Consider the following 18,876-nt stretch of genomic DNA (forward strand, 5'->3'; position numbering starts at 1 on the left):
GGCTGCTTATGAAAAATACTGTGAACATAAAAAAGTTGGAAATGAAACGATTCTATATTTTGCTCGTAAGGGTAATACACAGAAGAAATCCATTTAATCAAGGAGCTGGTCAATTGCAACATTATAGACACAGTGCTGAGGAGACACTTCAAGACTTGGATAGTTCCCCCAAGGGGCTCACTGCCTCCGAAGCTGCAAAAAGACTTGAGACAGAAGGATATAATGAGTTAAAAGCCAAAAATGCAACACCTGTCTGGAAACTGTTTCTTGAAAATTTCAAAGACCCCATGGTCATCGTGCTGCTCATTGCGGCAGGTGTACAGGTTGTGCTCGGACATCTTATTGAATCACTGATTATCTTTTTGGTTATCCTGCTGAATGCCGTAATTAGTGTCGTGCAGACCAAAAAAGCGGAAAGCTCCCTTGATGCCCTAAGACAAATGTCTGCTCCAGAAGCCAAAGTTATCCGTGATGGTGAGAAAAAGACCATTCCAGCCAGGGAACTCGTCCCCGGCGATATCGTTTTATTAGATGCGGGTGATTATGTGCCGGCAGACGGTCGCATTTTGGAATCCGGTAGTCTGAGAATTAATGAGGGCATGCTGACCGGAGAATCAGAAGCAGCAGAGAAACATGCAGATGCCATCCCGGAAGAGGCTCCCATTGGTGATCGGCGCAACATGGCCTTCAGCGGCTCGCTGGTCGTATACGGCCGCGGCACGCTGGTGATTACCGGAACTGCGTTAAAAACCGAGATCGGCAAGATTGCCGAATTGATTGAAAATGCTGAAGCCAAAGAAACTCCGCTGCAGCGCAAATTGGAAGCCTTCAGCAAAAAACTGGGCTTTTTCATTCTGGGACTGTCCATTCTTATATTCGCCATCGAGGCAGGGCGTGTCTGGTTAACCGAAGGCACGGACAATCTGGGTCCTTCAATTATCAATGCATTGATGTTTGCCGTTGCTGTCGCCGTCGCCGCCATTCCTGAAGCACTCTCTTCCATCGTGACGATTGTATTGTCGCTGGGAACAAATAAGATGGCCAAGCAGCATGCGATCATTCGCCGTCTCCCTGCCGTGGAAGCGCTCGGTTCAGCCAGCATTATCTGTACAGATAAGACAGGCACGCTTACCCAAAACAAGATGACGGTTGTAGATTACTACATCCCTCATGGCACCAAAGAGGAATTCCCGGACGATCCCGATCAGTGGTCTGAAGAGGAACGACGCTTGTTACATATTGCAGTACTCTGCAATGATTCGAATATTAACCAGGAGGGCAAGGAGCTGGGTGATCCCACAGAGGTAGCCCTCATTGCCTTCAGTAACCGTGTGAACAAGGACTATAACGAAATTCGGGACCAGTTCCCGCGGGAAGCAGAGCTTCCTTTTGACTCGGATCGGAAACTGATGAGCACCGTACATACCTTCGAAGGACAGACGGCCTTATTAACCAAAGGTGGTCCGGATGTGCTATTCAGCAGGTGTACTCATGTGTTCATGAACGGGGAGGTTCAGCCGCTTACCGCTGAGATTCGCACACAATTCGAGGAGAAAAACGAAGCTTTCTCCAAACGTGCCTTCCGTGTACTGGCTTATGCTTACAAGAAATTCGATGACAAAACGCAGGTTACACCTGAAGACGAATATGATCTGACGCTTGTTGGACTGACAGCCATGATTGATCCACCGCGTGAAGCCGTGTACGGCTCCATTGAAGAGTCCATGAAGGCGGGTATCCGCACAATCATGATCACAGGCGACCACAAAACGACAGCTCAGGCCATTGGACGGGATATTGGACTTGCTGGCCCGGATGACCTCGCCATCACTGGCGCTGAGCTGGACAAAATGTCGGATGAAGAACTGGATCGCCAGCTTGAACATATTTCGGTCTATGCACGGGTATCCCCTGAAAACAAAATCCGCATTGTGCGCGCATGGCAGCGCAAAGGCAAAATTGCAGCCATGACCGGAGACGGCGTCAATGATGCTCCCGCTTTGAAACAAGCCGACATCGGTGTAGCCATGGGCAGCGGTACGGATGTTGCCAAGGATGCGGCTGCCATGATTTTGACCGATGATAACTTTGTATCCATCGTGAATGCAGTGAGTGTCGGACGTATGGTATTTGATAATATCAAAAAAGCCATTGCTTACCTGTTTGCGGGTAACCTTGGGGCCATTATCGCCATATTGTTCGCTCTTATCGTTGGATGGGTGAACCCGTTTACGGCCCTGCAGCTTCTCTTCATCAACCTGGTGAATGACTCCCTGCCTGCCATTGCACTGGGGACGGAAAAAGCTGAACCTGATGTGATGCGGCGCAAACCGCGTGATATTAATGAAGGCATCTTTGCCGGCGGTACGCTTCAAGCCGTGATTACACGTGGTGTATTGATCGGTGCAGCTGTTATTGTGTCCCAGTATATCGGGCTTGGCATCTCTGAAGAAATGAGCGTGGCGATGGCCTTTACGACCCTGATTCTGGCACGGAGTCTGCAAACATTTGCAGCCCGTTCCAACACACAAACCATCTTCCAGGTGGGCTTCACGTCAAATAAGCTTGTCCTTGGCTCCATTCTGGTATGTCTCTGTCTTTACGGAATCACCTTGATTCCAGGTGTACGCAGCATCTTCGCCATTCCGGATGCGTTTGGTTGGAACGAGTTCCTGATTGCAGGCGGCCTTGCCCTGCTTGCCGTCATTCTGATGGATGTCATCAAGTGGATTCGCAACCGTGGCAGAGCGGTCAGTCCAGCATAAGAAATACTTCACCCCTTCAAGGCGCCCTCAGACGGGCGTCTTTTTGCTGCCGGGAATCAACCTTTTCAACACAAGGCATTTCCTATGTTTTTTGTTTGATTCAATCTGGTTCATCTCATTTCTAACCGATGCGAAGCCATATAAGTTTTTATGACATTATTGCCATATATGCAGATTGGGCGTAAAATGATTTATTGATTTTCAATATAGGTTGACTCAATCATAGACAGGAATGGTAATGTGAAAGATAAAATTGTAATGCCTCTCTGGACATGCTGTCTGTTCATTGTTGTGATGAACACCACCATGTTTAATGTATCCTTACCCGTTATTATTAACGATCTCCAAATTACATCTGACCTGGGCTCATGGGTCATCTCCAGCTATTCTATTGGTTACGCATTATCGACCGTCATTTTCAGCCGGCTATCCGATCGGGTCCCGGTGCGCAAACTGCTAACGATCGGATTGCTGATTCTGGGCTTATCTTCGTTACTTGGATTATTCGCACATAACTTCGCCGTCCTGCTGCTGACGCGCATTCTGCAATCCGCAGGTGCAGGGGTTATGGCCGGGCTGGGTCTTGTGATTGCCAGCCGCTACATTCCGCTGGAACGCCGCGGAGCCGCCATTGCCCTCATCTCTTCAGGCAGTGCCATGGCTTTTGGGCTGGGTCCCATTGTGGGCGGACTCATTAGCGAATACTGGGGATGGAATGGTCTTTTTGCAATAACTGTGCTGGTCCTGCTTGCACTACCTGTATTGCTCTACTTCCTGCCGCGTGAAACACCAAGCCCAGACAACCCTTTCGATATGATCGGGGCAGTGTTAACGGTCATTAACGCCATCACGCTTCTGGTCGCGATTACCCAGCAGTCCTGGATCTGGTTTGCCATCGGTGTTCTGTCTCTGGTGGCTCATATTTGGTACATCCGCCAAGCAAGCCTTCCGTTTGTCAATCCGGATGTATTCCGAACGCCAGGATATACACGTTTGATTCTCATTGGCTTCTGCATTTTGGTCGTTAATCTGGGTAATCTGTTTTTAATGCCGCTTGTCCTTGCCGACCTGTTCGGGCGTTCATCGCTCACGATTGGTTTACTCATTGCTCCGGGAGCCATTGTCGCGGCCTTTTGCACCCGTTTTGTAGGACGCTGGATCGACCGTTACGGCAACATGCGCTTTCTGATGATTGGACATGTGCTGCTTGCAGCTGTACTTGCCCTGTTTATGCTCGGACTGAATCAGTCCGCCTTTATTATTACCGCAGGCTATCTCTTTTTCTCGCCCGCACTCTCCGCCTCCATGGCTTCACTGAATAACGAAACGTCCCGCATTCTGCCCAAGACGCAGATCGGAGCAGGTATGGGCATGCTTCAGCTGATTCAATTTTTCGGTGGTTCGATGTCTGTGGCGGTCTGCGGACTGCTGTTACACAGCATTCCGGGCGTTTCGGTAGAGAAAGCCTATCACGTTGTTTATGGATGTCTGCTCTTCATCTGTCTTGTCTCGCTTGTTATCGTTGTGTGGCATCACAGAGCCTCTCATTCCGGAGTTGTACAGAGTCAGAGTAGTACAGCTAAATAATGGAATGCTTTAGAATGATATTTTATAAAATGAATATCACAAACAGCCCGCACGGTATGCGGGCTGTTTGTTTGTTTCGATAAGCTTTCAGTACGGAGTCATTCGTATCGATTCAAACTCTGGGTTCAAGTTCCTTATTAATTTCCATCCTGCGCTGCCTTCCAGGCTTCCTCCACCGATACAGGAGCTTTGCTGCTGCCCTCTCCACTTCCTTCTTTCGTCCACAGAGGCGGGTAATAGGCAAATACTTGTCCCCTCTGAAGCTGACCAAGATCACTTTGCCATCCGTCCCAGCGGAAGGTTTGGTAGAACTGCTGCAAATCACCATCTGCCAGCCAGTTCAGAAATTCCGAATAAACAAGCTCCGTCGATTCCCATTCCAGGGCATCCGGCGCATAATAGTATATCTCTCCAGTGCCACCGAATTTGCCGGTATCCAGCGCAAAAAATCCACCTGCCACATCATAGGCAACCACCATCATGCCCTCCAGTGCCTTTACGCAGGGCTCGTCGCTCACACCGTTCCAACTCGTCAGACTTCCAAATACGCTCTCACCGCCTGCACCCAGCAGTGTGATCCACCCGTGATCAATCACCATTCCTTCCGTCTCGTAAGCAACAGCACCCAAATAGGATTTGGTGCTCACCTGAAGACGATAGATTGTATCTGCTCCATCCTCTGGTCGTGCGGAAACATACTCATATGTATTTTGCCCGTTATCCAGTAGTTCCTTGAGTTCCTCCCACGCGTGATTGTCCCGATCCAATAGTTCATCTGCAGATAATGTTTGCATATCTTTACTCCTTCCAAGTATCGATTCATCGTTCATACTAGCTTTCTTTCATCCATTTTCCGTGACCAAATCCGTCTAACACTTCACTATTCTCGCTGTCCAGTCTACCCTACTCGCGTAAAGTCGGACTCATCATTCAATCTCATCGGTTCCCCTACACAACTCAGGCAATGAATCGGCCACATGTACGCAATCCTCGTACCCCAAATTTCCAGAATGAGCAATAAGGATCGGATATTCCCCACTCACATTCTACCTTTCTATCAGCATAACATGGCATATTTCACCATTCAAATCTGCTATAATCAAAACTTCACAGCTACTCATAAGGAGGAAATACTTTGTTTCGTGCAGTTCACATTTGCTTTCTGGCTCTGATGCTGCTGTCAGCGGGTTGTCAGGAGCAGGCTTCGTCTATTCCAACTCCTGCTCCTACTGACGGATCCGGCCAACAGGAATTCTATTACATATCACCTTCAGGTAACGATGCAAACAGCGGTACTATTCAATCCCCTTGGAAAACAATGCAGCATGCTTCTGAACATGCCACGCCAGGGAGTACGGTCTATTTGCGAGAGGGCGTGTATCAGCAGAAAGTCAAAATCACCCGGAGCGGCCATTCCTCCACTAAGCCTACCACCTTTTCCAGCTATCCTAATGAGAAAGCCATTATTGACGGAAAAGGTCTGTCTGTAAATGGACTTGAAGGCTTGATTGAAGTGGAGAATGCCAGCTTCATCACAATTCAGAATTTTGAGATTCGCAACTTCACCACAGCACGTGCAGACCAAGTACCCGTCGGAATTTATGTGCATGGAGCTGGAGAACACATCCAAATTTCAGGAAATACCGTACACGCTATCGCCAGCAACGTGCAGCCCGAAGGACCAGACTTAACAGGTAGAGATGCACACGGCATTGCTATCTATGGCACAGAACACCCCGAAGCATTGAAGGATATTCTAATCCAGGATAATGAATTGTATGATCTCGTGCTAGGTTCAAGCGAGTCACTCGCTGTTAACGGAAATGTAGACACTTTTTCCATACTGGACAACACCATCCATGACACGGATAACATCGGCATCGATCTGATTGGATATGAAAAGATTTCTGCAGATGACAAGTATGATCGGGCCCGAAATGGAATTGTAAGAGGTAACGAAGTATACGATATTACGTCCAATTACAATCCTTCCTACGGCACCAACCTTCCGAATGACAGCCATTCGGCCGGGGGCATCTATGTCGATGGGGGTACAGATCATATGATCGACCAGAATCGGGTTTACCGTAACGATATTGGCATCGAAATCGCATCCGAACATGCCGGGCGTTCCACAAGCCATATTACCGTGCAGGATAACCTGATCTATCACAACAGACTGACGGGCATTGCCATGGGAGGATATGACGAGGAGCGGGGGTCTACCGAAAACAGCACGGTGATGTACAATACCCTGTTTCAAAATGACACCTTGGGCGCAGGCAATGGGCAGCTGTTCGTGCAAGCCATGACGAAGAACAACACATTTAAACGCAACATTGTCGTGTCAGGCAGCTCCGGTGTGCTCATCTACAATGAATACAGCAGTAATTCAGGGAATCTGCTAGATGAAAATATATACTACACCCCGATTGCAGAGGAAGATGCCCTGTGGGTTTGGAAAAATGAAGGGTATTCCGGTTTTCCAGCCTACATGAAGGACTCCGGCAATGACACACACTCACGTTATATAAACCCGGCATTCATGAACGAAACCAGCGAAGACTTCAATCTCCAGTCCGGATCACCGGCAGAAGGTTATGGTTACCTTGCAACCAGGTAACAGAAGAGACTAAGAGAAGGATAGAAAATCAAAAACCGGATCGGGTATAGGGGTGTCCCTATCCTGTCCGGTTATTTTCTACTTTTACTGCATCATTAGTTATAAGAATAAGAATTTAGCTTTGGGTTAAACCAGCTGCATGGGTCACCCGATTGCGCCCTCCGGTTTTGGAGGCATACAGGGCCATATCCGCTTTTTGGAACAAGGACTGATCCGTATCCTCCTCTGCAACCGTCGCTGCACCAATACTTATGGTGATGTTATAGACTCCCCAATCCGCAGAAGCCACCTGAGTACGGTATCGTTCGGCTGTAATCACTGCTTGCTCTGCCGAACAATCCGTGAGAATAATCACAAATTCTTCCCCACCATAACGAGCCACAACGTCCGTACTTCTGGATACTGACTGCAGCAGACCTGCCAGATTGCCAAGTACGAGGTCCCCCACCGGATGTCCATAAGTATCGTTAATGCTTTTGAAATGATCAATATCTACGACCAGCAGCGAGAACTCACGCTGGGTGGCACGGTAGCCTTCCAAACTTTCAAGCATTTTCAGCTGGAAAAATCTGCGGTTTTTGAGTCCAGTGAGCAGATCGGTAGAAGCCATCGTCTCCAGCTGGTCATTCACTTTAATTAATGCCTGCTGCTTCACTTCATATTCCTCGTGCAGCCGTTCAAGCTCCTTGTTTGCTTCATGCGTGGCTTGATAGAGCTCCTGCAGCTTCGTCTTCGTGTTCAAAATATCCTTCTCATGTTCGATCCGTTTACGCATGACCACAACCACACAGTCTACAACACTTTCTCCGTCACGAGTCTGGCGAATCCCATTAAGCAGAACCGGAACATCCTGCTGATTACTGGTGCGAAACGTAAAGTACATCTCGTCCACACGGCCGTACAGCTGAATGTACGGATAGAAATAGGTGTGGAAAAAAAGCTTGTTGGTGACCGACATGGTGGACTCAATATGTCGTCCCATTAGCTCGCTGCGTTCATAACCCAGCATCGTCAGCAGGGTTTGATTGACTGATTGTATGACCCCCGAGTCAGAAATGGAGAAGTACCCGCAGGGAGCAAAATCTAATTGTGCATCCATCAATAACAGCCTTTCTTCTGAGTTTTATGCGCTCGTCAGATAGTTCTTAATCAACCGAATGGTCTCTTCCGGTTGACTTAAGTGAGGGTAATGTCCTTTGGCGGTCATCTGCAGCAGCATGCTGTTCTTCAGATGAGCATGCAGATAATCGCCCACTTCAACCGGGGCAATGCTATCATCGGAGCATTGAAGAATCAAAGTAGGTACAGATACCTGTTCCAGCTCCTGACGGCAGTCGGACAAAAATGTCACCTCGGCAAATTGCCTAGCAATATGCGGATCTCTGGAGCAAAAGCTCTTCTCCAGCTCTTCCGTAAGCTCTTTCCGTTCTGCATTCTGCATCACGATCGGTGCCAAATAACTTGCCCAGCCTATGAAATTCAACTGCATCATTTCGAGCAATTCATCAATGTCACGGCGATCGAAGCCCCCATAATAATTCGGCAAGTCATTCACATATCGCGGAGATGGCCCCAGCATCACGATGCTTTTAAAATATTGGGGCGCTTGAATCGATGCCAGCAAACCAATCATGCTGCTGACAGAATGCCCAACGAATATAGCCTCTTTCAATTGGAGCGCTTCCATGATATCCAGAACATCCGTAGCATATCCACGCAAATCACTGTATTTATGCGCATCGTAATAATTGATTTGCGACTGGCCTGAACCTACATAGTCAAACAAAACAATTTGATAGTTTTCAATAAAACCCGGAACGATATAGCGCCACATGTCCTGATCACATCCAAACCCATGAGCAAAGACAATCGTTCTGCTGCCCGAACCAAGCACTTTTACATTGTTGCGTACAAGGACATCAACTGTCATTACACTCACCTCTCTGAGGTATTTTCCATTCACTTCACATGTGGTTATTATATCGGAAAATGTTGGAATATGAATTAAAAATATTAATTCACTTGATGAAATCGTGAACTAGATTCACATTTCTGCAAATTATAAAACTCTTTACAATCTGACCATCGTCAGGTAATATCAGTTCAACATGTCGCGCGGCAAAGATAAAAAAGTGGAGGAAGATGGATGACTACCCTTGGAATTGCAAATACGCCTCAGAGATTGTGGGGAAGATCTTTTATTTTCATCATGCTGGCTAACGCTTTATTGTTCATGGCCTTTGAAATGCTGTTACCCACCTTACCTCTATTCGTTTCAACGCTTGGTGGGGATGCTTCTCAGATTGGTCTGGTGACAGGCATATTCATGTTTTCAGCCATCCTGGTTCGCCCTTTCACGTCGGTACTTGCATCACAGATGGACAAAAAGTTTCTCTTGCTCATCGGTATAATCATATGTGCATTAACTACTGGCTCATACTACCTATCGTCAGGTATTTGGATGATTTTAATATTACGGGTTATCCACGGGTTTGGTTTTGGTCTGGCAACGACATATTTTGCAACGATTGCTACAGAAAACATACCCAAAGATCGCAGAGGCGAAGGTATGGGGTATTTTGGTGTAGGAGAGACCGTGGCCATTTCCATTGGTCCATTGATCGGAACCAGTCTTCTGTACAAATACAATTATCAAAGTCTGTTCATGGGTGGGATGTGCATCCTGCTTCTCGCTCTGATCATGGCGATATTTGTATCGAGAAAACCCAAAACAGCATCAGGTGCAGACCCAGCGGGTTCCCATACACCTAAGGTGAAGCTAATCGAAAGAAAGGTACTCTTTCCTTCTTTACTGATTATGTTAGTCGGTGTGGCTGCCGGTTCGATCATGTCTTTTGTAGCCTTGTTTGCGTCAGAGAGAGGATTTGATAACGTAGCCTGGTTTTTCTTCATCGTGGCTATTGCGAGTTTTGTGGTCCGATTGTTCTCGGGGAAAATGTTCGATCGATTGGGTCCGGGTTCCGTATTGCTGCCATCTGCCGTATTTGCGATCGCGGGACTGTTCGTACTGACCATCGCTCAAAATGACATGCACTTCCTCATTGCCGGTGCCTTGTATGGATTCGGATTCGGTGCCATTTTCCCAGCGATTCAGACCTGGTGCGTCAATCTGGTGGACGAGCATGAACATGAGAATGCCATGGCTTCCTTCTTCAATTTCTTCGACTTGGGTATTGGCGGCGGTTCACTGCTGCTTGGTATGATTGCTTCAGCATTTTCCTATACAGTGGTGTATGATATTGCCATAGGCATTTTTGTGGTATATATCCTGTTATATCTGGTATACTCCCGTAAACAACGGAGAGCTGAAGATTATTCATTGGAGGTAGACATTGAGTAAACAACGGATCAAGGACATTGCCATCCAACATTTCAATCGTCTGGGTTACGAGGGAACCAAGATGGCGCAGATTGCCGAAGAGGCCGGCATTCGCAAGCAATCCCTTGCTTATCATTATCCGACCAAAAAGGCGCTGCTGCTTGAACTCTATGAGGAAGTGGTTCAGGAGGAACAGCAATTTGTCAAAAATTTCTTCCTGGAAGCAAATGAACTGCCCTTGGAGCAGCAATTGTACAACTTTTTGCTTGACCATAAAAACAGATTCCTGACACATCCGAATGTGGCTTTTATGTACATTCTGTCCTTTATCACTCCGCTTGAGGTGCATGATTTTGTCCTCGCGCAGTATCGAACATATCTTGGCACGCTCAAAGCCGAGCTCGCCGCCGTGTTTGCCAAACATGAGGACATCCGTCTGAACCCTGACGAAGCTACGGTGGCTTATGTCACACTATTGGATGGACTGGATGTACAGCTCGTATATGAGACCAGACAATCTTATGAACACGCGCTCGCCATTGCCTGGAATGTGTTCTGGACAGGCATACGCCGCTAGTAAAGTTGGTCTATTTTGCAAGCAAAGAGGAGCGCATCTCCATGTCTATACTATGGAGACCGCTCCTCTTTGTGATGTTCTTTTGACGCGAGCTTGTCTTCGTTATTTCACAGTCAAAATGACACGTTGATAATGCTTCAGCTGATGCTCGCCATCATCCTGTACCTCGGCCACGATATGAATCGTGTCTCCGGATTTGGCATCCTCCGGGACGGTAAATGTCACCGTGCTCGTGTCACTGCCTTCCAGTTTGATTGTATCTACCTGTTCATCCTTCGCAAGCTCCCGATGCAATCCAAGCAGCAGGTCTCCTACAACTTCCTTCTGCACTTGGTTCTGCTCTAGTTTGGCATCCTCATACGTGTCTGCTTCAAAATATCTCCACCATTTATAGGTCAATTGATCGCCATCCGGGTCCTTCGCTTCGGCATTCAGACTCACACGTTCACCCGGACTAACGGACAGATCAAGTCCTTCCTTAATGGTCAGCGTCGGGTTATGGTTGGCTCCTTCATAGGTATCTGCAACAGCCCAGTCTGCACGAGCCGCAAAATCGTCCTGAATATCATCAAACCATCTCATCAGGGAATACTCGGCCTCATATCGTTTCGTATACGGATCATAATCGAGCACATTGTTTCTGAACAGCTTGTCATTCACTGCGCCGAATCGTCCGCCCCAACCGCCGTAGGAAGGATCCTCCATACTGCGAAGTCCGTTATCAATCAGATAGAAAAACGAAGGGGAATCCCCCTCGGAGATAAAGTCGTATTTATCATATTGCGGATTGTTTTTAAGATACGCGTCACTTCCGCGCTGTTCTTCGTCCAGCTCGCCTTCAATCATTTTGCCATCACCCATGGAAGCATACATATCCAGCAGCTTGCCATGTCCATCCAGAATGTTTTTGATCATCCAGTCCCCATGCAGCTTGCTGTTTACTTCTTCGGCATGCATCTTCCACGCATACGCGAAATGCCAGAAGTTCGACTGGTCATTCAGAATGCGGATGTCCGGCCAGTTCTTCGCAATATATTCGTTATAACTGTCATCCTGGTCGAGGATGATGTACAGCACCAGTTTATCACTGACCTTTTTGCGGATGGTTTCCCAGTCTGCCGTACCTTTGTACTGTTCTTCAATAGATTTGAGCGCTCTTGCCGTTGTATTGGTGCCACCCCAGGTTTGAACAATCAGATCACGAGGATCATCATCAAGGAAAAGGGACTGAAGAAATTCGGAGCCTTCCGTTTCCTTCTCCATCTCGCCTTTATCGGAGATATTCCCGATTTTCGTCATGGCACGAAGCTGCTCGGGTTCCGGATAACCATCCGAGTGTTTGGACAAGTTCGGATAAATCTCACCATAAGCATCGATCATATCGTATACCCACTGTGTACCTGTCCAACGGAATGGTTCAATTCCCGCTTCTTTATCACCTGCGTAATGATAAACCGAACTGGTCAGCACAATGCCGGCCAGATCCATTTCATTGGAATACAGCAAAAAACGGATGACCGAGTTCATATCATCAACTTCACCATCGGTCGTAATAACGGTCCTTCCTTTAGCTGTTTCACTCTTTGTCGTTTCCTGATTATTGCTTTCTTCCTGTTCTGCTGCCTGGTTCGGTGTCTCACTTGCCGCTTGAGGTGTTTTGGATGCGCATCCACTAATCACCAGAATACTACTGATAAAACCTGCAGCGAATACATTCAGCCATTTTCTCTTGTTCATGATGTTCCCCTTTCTTTCGTTTAGCATGATGTGTGTGGGAATGACCAGCGCGCGCTTTCCTATTCCTTAATATGGACCGTAGAATGCAAAAAAACCCAAACATGAATACGCCATGGACAGAGTCCACGCATATTGATGTTCAGGTTTTGCCTGCCGAAACAGTAACAATCCTTATTTGAAAAAAAGTATAGCATGTTGATTTATTGATGTAAACGTATTCAATGATCTTTTTCTGGATTTCATACCAAAATGGATCTTAAGTAGTCCGCTTTAATATCCCTTCTGCTCCGTTACACCCAAGCTGTTTTCCCCATTAAAATATTTAGCCGCTGGCCCTGTCCTAGTTATGGGACATTCCACCGACTCCCACCATAACAGGTTGTAAGCTTTTCCCATTTTGATATAGTATAATTTCTATGATGACTGGATCCTATACATCGTACTAGCGCGACATTTATAACATCAGGAGGAATTAAAACCATGCAAAAACTGGATGCTGCCTTACAACAGTTTGTTGAACAGCAGGATTTATACAATGAAGCTTATGGACTTTTCAAACAACATGATCTGCGCCCTCGTGAACAACCTAACCAGCCAGAAGTGGACAAGCGTATACCTCTCTCACCTGAGCTTGTGTATTTGTACACCCATTATGAGATGAGAGATACAAAAGCTGAAGGAACACTCAAAATGAAAAGTGCGGCCGTGGAAATTGGCGATGCAGCCCTGTTATCTTTTGTTGCCCCCGAACATCTGCACCGCCAGCAGCAGGGTTACCGATGGATTGGCATGAATGAGCCGTATGTGGAGTCACCCTCCTGGAAAGCAAATCATGTCGTTATTGCCAACTTCAATGATGATCCATTGATTGTGGATACAAGCGAAGCAAACTCACCGGTGTATGCTGCCTTTGAAGGCGGAGAGCCCCGGCGTATTGCTGATTCATTGTCTGCTCTGTTCACTGCACTCGCCATCCTGATTGAAGCGGCACGCGCTTACGGCGGAGAAGTGAAGGATGAAGAGACCTATGAAACCAAACCTGAATATTTGGAGCATATAGAACCTTTATTGATTGCTCTGCTCGGCCCAGAGTACACTGCACATCTGGTTGAATATTTATCACTTCGTTAAACCTTAGGAATGAGAATAACCGAGATTGAAAATCGCTTCGCTAACGAATTAATAATATGTGTTGGAATTTGCATACAGAATTTATCTCTGATGAACAAGGGGGAAGACCATGATTTATGTTGCTTTGCTTCGGGGGATTAATGTAGGCGGTAACAATAAGATCAATATGAAGCAGCTGAAAGAAACATTTGAGCAAGCAGGCATGCAGGATGTTGTAACTTACATTAATACGGGCAACATTATCTTCGCCGATCATCAGGAACGCATTCAAGCTAACGCTGAGATATCCAGGATACTGGAGCAGGCCATTACTGCTGAGTTCGGCTTGGAGATCCGTGTCGTGGTACGCAATATGGAAGAAATGCAGACCGTGCTTCAGGCGCTGCCGGAGGAATGGACGAATGACGAGCAGGCGAAGAGTGACGTGATGTTTCTGTGGGATGAAGTCAATGACGTCTCCGTATTGGACAAGCTGCCCCTCAAACCGGAAGTGGGCACATTGATATACGTTACCGGTGCCATCTTGTATTCAGTAAGCAGAGAAGATGCCGCGCGCAGCGGGATGAACAAGCTTGTCGGCTCCTCTATCTATAAATATATGACGGTCAGGAACGTCAACACGACACGCCAAATTTATAAGCTCATGCTGGCTGCGGCTGAGTGATAATACGAACTTCGGCATAGAAAAAATCCCCCAAGGGATGGCATGGAGGAATATCTTGACGGATGTCTCTCCATGCTGTCTGCCTTAAGGGATACCAAGCTGCTGCATGTAAAATCATTAATCGATCTGAATACGTCTGTGCGTATGATCGTCTCCTGAACGTTTCGGAATTTCAAGCTTCAGCACGCCATCTTCCAATCGGGCTTTAATGTTCTCCTCATCGATATGTTCCACATAGAAACGCCGGAGGAATTCACCAGAGCGGCGCTCCTGCCGAATAATTCGATTCGAATCATCCTTCTGTTCATGGAACTCATTACGTTTCGCACGGATCATCAGTTCATTGCCCTGCACCTGAATATCGATATCCTGCTTGGCGATACCAGGCAGATCAGCTTCAATCAAATATTTCCCATCTTCTTCACGGATATCCGTCCGGAATGGCTGGCTGCCGGTTCCAAAGGGAGAAAGCCACGGGCTGTCAACCATATCATTGAAGGATTTCAGCATGTGTCCGAACAGGTCTTCATTTCGTTTACGAAACGGCATCAGATCAAACATGAACATCATCTCCTTATATGTGATTGGTTTGTTGTTGCTTACATGGATTATTATAATCCTCACGTGGATGATGCTCAAAATACGCAAGAGGCGAAAAAAAATGATTTTTCTTCAATATGAACCGCTGCCTGAAAATAGATCCATTTTTCTTATAATTTGACCTTTTTTGACCTTCCTGCTTTTTTGGACTCATTCCAGAGAATGATTAGACGCTATCCTTCATACTGGAAACGATCCAGAAACCGCTTGACGATGAGGCTGGACGATTTGCTCTCACGCATAACCCATCCAATGGAAATCGCACGCTGAACACCTTCAATTTCCAGGATGGAGAAGTCATGATGCAGGACACTTCTGTCATGTGTGAATGAATATTCATGACCGATCGTCACCGCATCCAACTGGGCAAGGGCGGCATTGACCACTTCGGAATTGTTTGTTCGGAACAATACATTCACCTCTCCCACCGCCTGTGAAAGCTCCCCTACAAACAAATCTACCAATTCGTCATTAAATAACACCAGTGTCTCATTTTTCAATTCATGCATGGTGATCGACTTCTTGCCTGCCAAGCGATTGGTATGATTCACACAGGCACGCATCACCCCTTCATCAATCGGAACAAAGCGCAATCCTTCCAGATGCTGCTCCATATCATCTGTATATAGAGCGATGAGACCAAGATCGACCTGCTTGTTCCGTACATCTCTGATAATGTTGCGGGCAGCACTTTCGGATAGCTCAAATTTCAGATCCGGATATCGTTTCTTCATACTCGCAATGGTAGGTATGATCCCCGGAATTCCTCCAGGGATGGCTGACAATCGCAGTTCTCCATGGATCGACTCCCCCATATACTGGGCATCCTCCTTGATGTTTTGGACCGTATCGACAACCGTTTTCATTTTGTCCAAAATAGGCTTGGCCTGTTCCAATACATACGCACCGTTACGGGATCGGCTGAACAATTGCATGCCCAGCTCATGCTCCAGACGTGTGATCGCCTGACTGATCGTGGACTGCGTAACCGATAATGCAGCAGCAGCAACGGTAATAGATTTGGTCTTTTCAACTTCAAGCACATATACCATTTGTTCCAGGTTCATCGTTTAACTCCCAACCCCTACATTAATTTAATTTAAGTTAAGTGAATTTTTGTTAAATATACATGAATCATAAAATTAAGTATACTTGGATTGAAGATGAATGTAAGCGAAATCATTTTATTTTAACCGACAGAGGAGTGCTACATATGAATACATTTGAGAATCGATTTGCAGGTAAAGTTGCGGTTGTTACAGGTGCAGCATCCGGTATCGGATATGCCATTGCGAGACGCCTTGTCCAAGAAGGAGCTTCCGTCCTTGCCGCTGATCTGAATACAGAACGTCTGGACGCCATCCAAGGTGAACTTGGGGAACGGTTCTTCGGTGTTAAAGCCAATGTGACCGTTGAAACCGATATTGAAGAAATGGTGAGTGCCGCTGTCAAACAATTTGGCAAACTCGATCTGGCCTTTAATGTTGCAGGTGCCTCCCGTGCAGGCGTCATTACTGAACTATCGGAGAAAGATTGGGACTTCACGGTGGATCTGTGTATGAAAGGTGTCTTCCTGAGCATGAAGCATGAAGCCCTTGAGATGGCTAAGCATGGTGGCGGAGCCATCGTAAACGTGGCTTCCCTCAACTCCCACGTACCCATGTATGCCGGATCGGCCTATGCCTCTGCCAAAGCTGGCGTCGAAATGCTTACCAAGAATGGAGCACTCGAAATGGCGCATAACGGCATTCGTGTCAATGCCATTCTACCGGGTCTCATCGATACACCTTTAACTGCAGAACTGCTCTCCAATGCAGATATCAAAGAAGCCTACATGGAACGGATTCCGATGAAACGTGCTGCACAGCCGGAAGAAATGACGGGACCTGCCCTGTTCCTTGCGAGCGACGATGCAGGATATGTGTCCGGTTCCAGCCTCATCGTGGATGGAGCTTGGGCAACGACCGGCTATCCGGACCTGAGCCGCTGGTTCTAAAGTCTGTACATTTTCACATGGTTCCCATAGATCAAGTAAAGCCTATTGGACAGAGCTCAGCTCTGCCAGTAGGCTTCTTTCACTTGGATGTAAATACTCGATATTTTTACACAAATACTTTATTTCGCTAACTTCGGCTTAACAATTCGCCCCTATACTAAAGCAATTATACATACTATCAACCATGAAACGGTAAAGGGGATCTGGAACTGTGAAAAAGAGAAATCAATGGCTCGCCGTTTTGTCCATGACAGCTATACTTGGCGCAGGCACAACCAGCTACGCATCGATGGTTCATGCGGCAAGCGCATCCGAATCTGCTAATAATCATGTCGCACTACGAACAGCCATCCAAAATATGCAGGGAACCATCACATGGGATAGCAGCAGTCGCAGTGCCGACATCCAGTTGGGTGATGTCCAAGTACAGCTCCCGGTCGAAACAAATACAGCTACTATTAACGGTGTGCAAACGCAGCTGGACAGCAAAAGTTATGTTACGAAAGGAACGACATACGTTTCCCCACAAACGTTGAAACGGATTACGGATCAGGTGATCCTGAGCCAAAATAAAACCGGATTTGAACAGACAGCGGACTTCCAGATGCCAAGTGGCAAAGCCGAAATCGCTGCCTCTACCCCGGACGGTCAGCGCCTGCTCGTAACTGAAGCAGACAATGGTAGCATTTCCGTCCTGGATATTGCTGATCTGAACAACGTGAACGTTCTAAAAACAATCAACTTCCATGATCTCTCTGACAAAGCAGAGGTAACTAGTGTAACCGTATCCAAGGACGGCAAATATGGTCTGGCCGTTATTCGTACCGGCGATACTGATACCGAGGCGAACAAGGGACTACTGGCCATTGTTGATCTTGCAAGCTACAAAACCGTGAAGACATATGAGCTTGGCATCGGACCAGACTCCATTGCATTGTCCCCGGATGGATTGCACGCCGTAATTGCAATTGAAGATGAGGAACTGAACAAAGCTGCGGACGAGATCGATTACCCTAATGCCAAACGTCCTGGCAGCATCATGATTGTATCCTTTACGGGCGGAAACGTCCTTGAAGGAGAGGTAACCAACCTGCCTGTGTCTCTGGAAGAGGTGAGGGGAGCAAGCTATCCGCATGACCCGCAGCCAGAGTATGTTGCCATTAGCCCAGACAGCAAAACCGCTGCTGTTACATTGCAGGAGAACAATGTCATCGCCATCATCGACCTGCAAACGAAACAGATCAGCTCGATCTTCTCGCTCGGTACCACCTCACATCAAGCTGATCTGAACGATGACGGTGTCGTTAAGTTCACCGAGAGCCTGACAGCTCGCTATGAGCCAGACGGTATTGCGTTCTCTGCCGATGGCAAATACGTGCTGACAGCCAATGAAGGCGACCTGGGCAAAGATGAGTTTGACGATGGTGTCAAAGCAGGCGGACGTAATATTGCCGTCTGGAATTTGCAGGGCAAGCGGGTATATGACAGCCAAAACCTGATCGATGAAGCAACCGCGAGGGTTGGTTTGTACCCGGATGATCGCAGTCCCAACAAAGGCAGTGAGGTCGAGAATCTGACGGTATCCACTGTAGACGGCACAACTTATGCTGCCGTAGCCTCTGAACGGGCCGATGCCATTTTGTTCTTCGATCTGGCTGACCCGGTGAACCCGGCCTACCTCGGTCTGATTCCGACAGCTGGTGAGTCACCGGAAGGAATCCACCGGGTTAACGGCCGCAGCATATTTGTAAGTGCGGATGAGAGCACGGGGACACTTAGCTTCTTCGAGAAAAAATAGTCCAGCTTGCATCAGGCAGTGGTTCCAGCAGCTGCCTGATACATATCGAGTCCACGAA

At 47.2% G+C, this 18,876-nt stretch carries 15 protein-coding genes; 9 read left to right on the top strand and 6 right to left on the bottom strand.

Annotated elements, in window-relative coordinates:
- Positions 1 to 113: 113 nt before the first annotated feature.
- Positions 114 to 2,765, top strand: a complete 2,652-nt coding sequence (locus MHB82_RS22470) for a cation-translocating P-type ATPase (protein WP_341175870.1) — start codon at positions 114 to 116, stop codon at positions 2,763 to 2,765.
- Positions 2,766 to 3,005: 240 nt separating this feature from the next.
- Positions 3,006 to 4,352, top strand: a complete 1,347-nt coding sequence (locus MHB82_RS22475; protein WP_341175871.1) for an MFS transporter — start codon at positions 3,006 to 3,008, stop codon at positions 4,350 to 4,352.
- A 137-nt stretch (positions 4,353 to 4,489) separates the two neighbouring features.
- Here the strand turns inward: MHB82_RS22475 and MHB82_RS22480 are convergent, their stop codons facing one another.
- Positions 4,490 to 5,146, bottom strand: coding sequence for a DUF2625 family protein (locus MHB82_RS22480; RefSeq protein ID WP_341175872.1), 657 nt, complete (start codon positions 5,144 to 5,146; stop codon positions 4,490 to 4,492).
- Between the two features lie 341 nt (positions 5,147 to 5,487).
- Here MHB82_RS22480 and MHB82_RS22485 point away from each other — a divergent pair, with 341 nt between their 5' ends.
- Positions 5,488 to 6,975, top strand: a complete 1,488-nt coding sequence (locus MHB82_RS22485) for a right-handed parallel beta-helix repeat-containing protein (protein ID WP_341175873.1) — start codon at positions 5,488 to 5,490, stop codon at positions 6,973 to 6,975.
- A 115-nt stretch (positions 6,976 to 7,090) separates the two neighbouring features.
- Here MHB82_RS22485 and MHB82_RS22490 read toward each other — a convergent pair whose 3' ends face one another.
- Together MHB82_RS22490 and MHB82_RS22495 are read right to left on the bottom strand one after the other, a co-directional pair.
- Positions 7,091 to 8,074: a sensor domain-containing diguanylate cyclase gene (locus MHB82_RS22490; protein ID WP_095359834.1), complete on the bottom strand. Its 984-nt coding sequence runs from the start codon at positions 8,072 to 8,074 to the stop codon at positions 7,091 to 7,093.
- 24 nt (positions 8,075 to 8,098) lie between these two features.
- A complete protein-coding gene (locus MHB82_RS22495; protein ID WP_341175874.1) occupies positions 8,099 to 8,905 on the bottom strand; it encodes an alpha/beta fold hydrolase in 807 nt (268 codons plus the stop codon).
- Positions 8,906 to 9,121: 216 nt separating this feature from the next.
- On the opposite strand from MHB82_RS22495, the gene MHB82_RS22500 reads away from it, so the two are divergent.
- Both MHB82_RS22500 and MHB82_RS22505 read left to right on the top strand, forming a co-directional pair.
- On the top strand, positions 9,122 to 10,336 hold the full coding sequence (locus MHB82_RS22500; RefSeq protein WP_341175875.1) for an MFS transporter: 1,215 nt from the start codon (positions 9,122 to 9,124) through the stop codon (positions 10,334 to 10,336).
- On the top strand, positions 10,329 to 10,892 hold the full coding sequence (locus MHB82_RS22505) for a TetR/AcrR family transcriptional regulator (protein WP_095359613.1): 564 nt from the start codon (positions 10,329 to 10,331) through the stop codon (positions 10,890 to 10,892). Before MHB82_RS22500 ends, MHB82_RS22505 begins: the two co-directional genes overlap by 8 nt.
- A 102-nt stretch (positions 10,893 to 10,994) precedes the next feature.
- Here MHB82_RS22505 and MHB82_RS22510 read toward each other — a convergent pair whose 3' ends face one another.
- A complete protein-coding gene (locus MHB82_RS22510; RefSeq protein WP_341175876.1) occupies positions 10,995 to 12,629 on the bottom strand; it encodes a DUF1593 domain-containing protein in 1,635 nt (544 codons plus the stop codon).
- A gap of 480 nt (positions 12,630 to 13,109) precedes the next feature.
- On the opposite strand from MHB82_RS22510, the gene MHB82_RS22515 reads away from it, so the two are divergent.
- Both MHB82_RS22515 and MHB82_RS22520 read left to right on the top strand, forming a co-directional pair.
- Entirely contained in the window at positions 13,110 to 13,760 is a 651-nt protein-coding gene (locus tag MHB82_RS22515) for a hypothetical protein (protein WP_110821902.1), read from the top strand.
- A gap of 109 nt (positions 13,761 to 13,869) precedes the next feature.
- On the top strand, positions 13,870 to 14,424 hold the full coding sequence (locus tag MHB82_RS22520) for a DUF1697 domain-containing protein (RefSeq protein ID WP_341175877.1): 555 nt from the start codon (positions 13,870 to 13,872) through the stop codon (positions 14,422 to 14,424).
- Positions 14,425 to 14,541: 117 nt separating this feature from the next.
- Here MHB82_RS22520 and MHB82_RS22525 read toward each other — a convergent pair whose 3' ends face one another.
- Together MHB82_RS22525 and MHB82_RS22530 are read right to left on the bottom strand one after the other, a co-directional pair.
- On the bottom strand, positions 14,542 to 14,985 hold the full coding sequence (locus tag MHB82_RS22525; protein WP_095359617.1) for an Hsp20/alpha crystallin family protein: 444 nt from the start codon (positions 14,983 to 14,985) through the stop codon (positions 14,542 to 14,544).
- Positions 14,986 to 15,197: 212 nt separating this feature from the next.
- Complete coding sequence (locus MHB82_RS22530; protein WP_110821901.1) at positions 15,198 to 16,091, bottom strand: LysR family transcriptional regulator; 894 nt, start codon at positions 16,089 to 16,091, stop codon at positions 15,198 to 15,200.
- Positions 16,092 to 16,237: 146 nt separating this feature from the next.
- Between MHB82_RS22530 and MHB82_RS22535 the strand changes: the two genes are divergently transcribed.
- Both MHB82_RS22535 and MHB82_RS22540 read left to right on the top strand, forming a co-directional pair.
- The gene (locus tag MHB82_RS22535; protein WP_341175878.1) at positions 16,238 to 17,020 is read left to right on the top strand and encodes an SDR family NAD(P)-dependent oxidoreductase; all 783 of its coding nucleotides are present in this window, start codon (positions 16,238 to 16,240) and stop codon (positions 17,018 to 17,020) included.
- Between the two features lie 211 nt (positions 17,021 to 17,231).
- Positions 17,232 to 18,818 carry a choice-of-anchor I domain-containing protein gene (locus MHB82_RS22540; protein WP_341175879.1) on the top strand — a complete coding sequence of 529 codons (1,587 nt, stop codon included), beginning with the start codon at positions 17,232 to 17,234 and terminating at the stop codon, positions 18,816 to 18,818.
- Positions 18,819 to 18,876 lie beyond the last annotated feature (58 nt).

It is taken from the genome of Paenibacillus sp. FSL K6-2862 (genome assembly GCF_038005125.1).
Lineage (GTDB): Bacteria > Bacillota > Bacilli > Paenibacillales > Paenibacillaceae > Paenibacillus > Paenibacillus illinoisensis_A.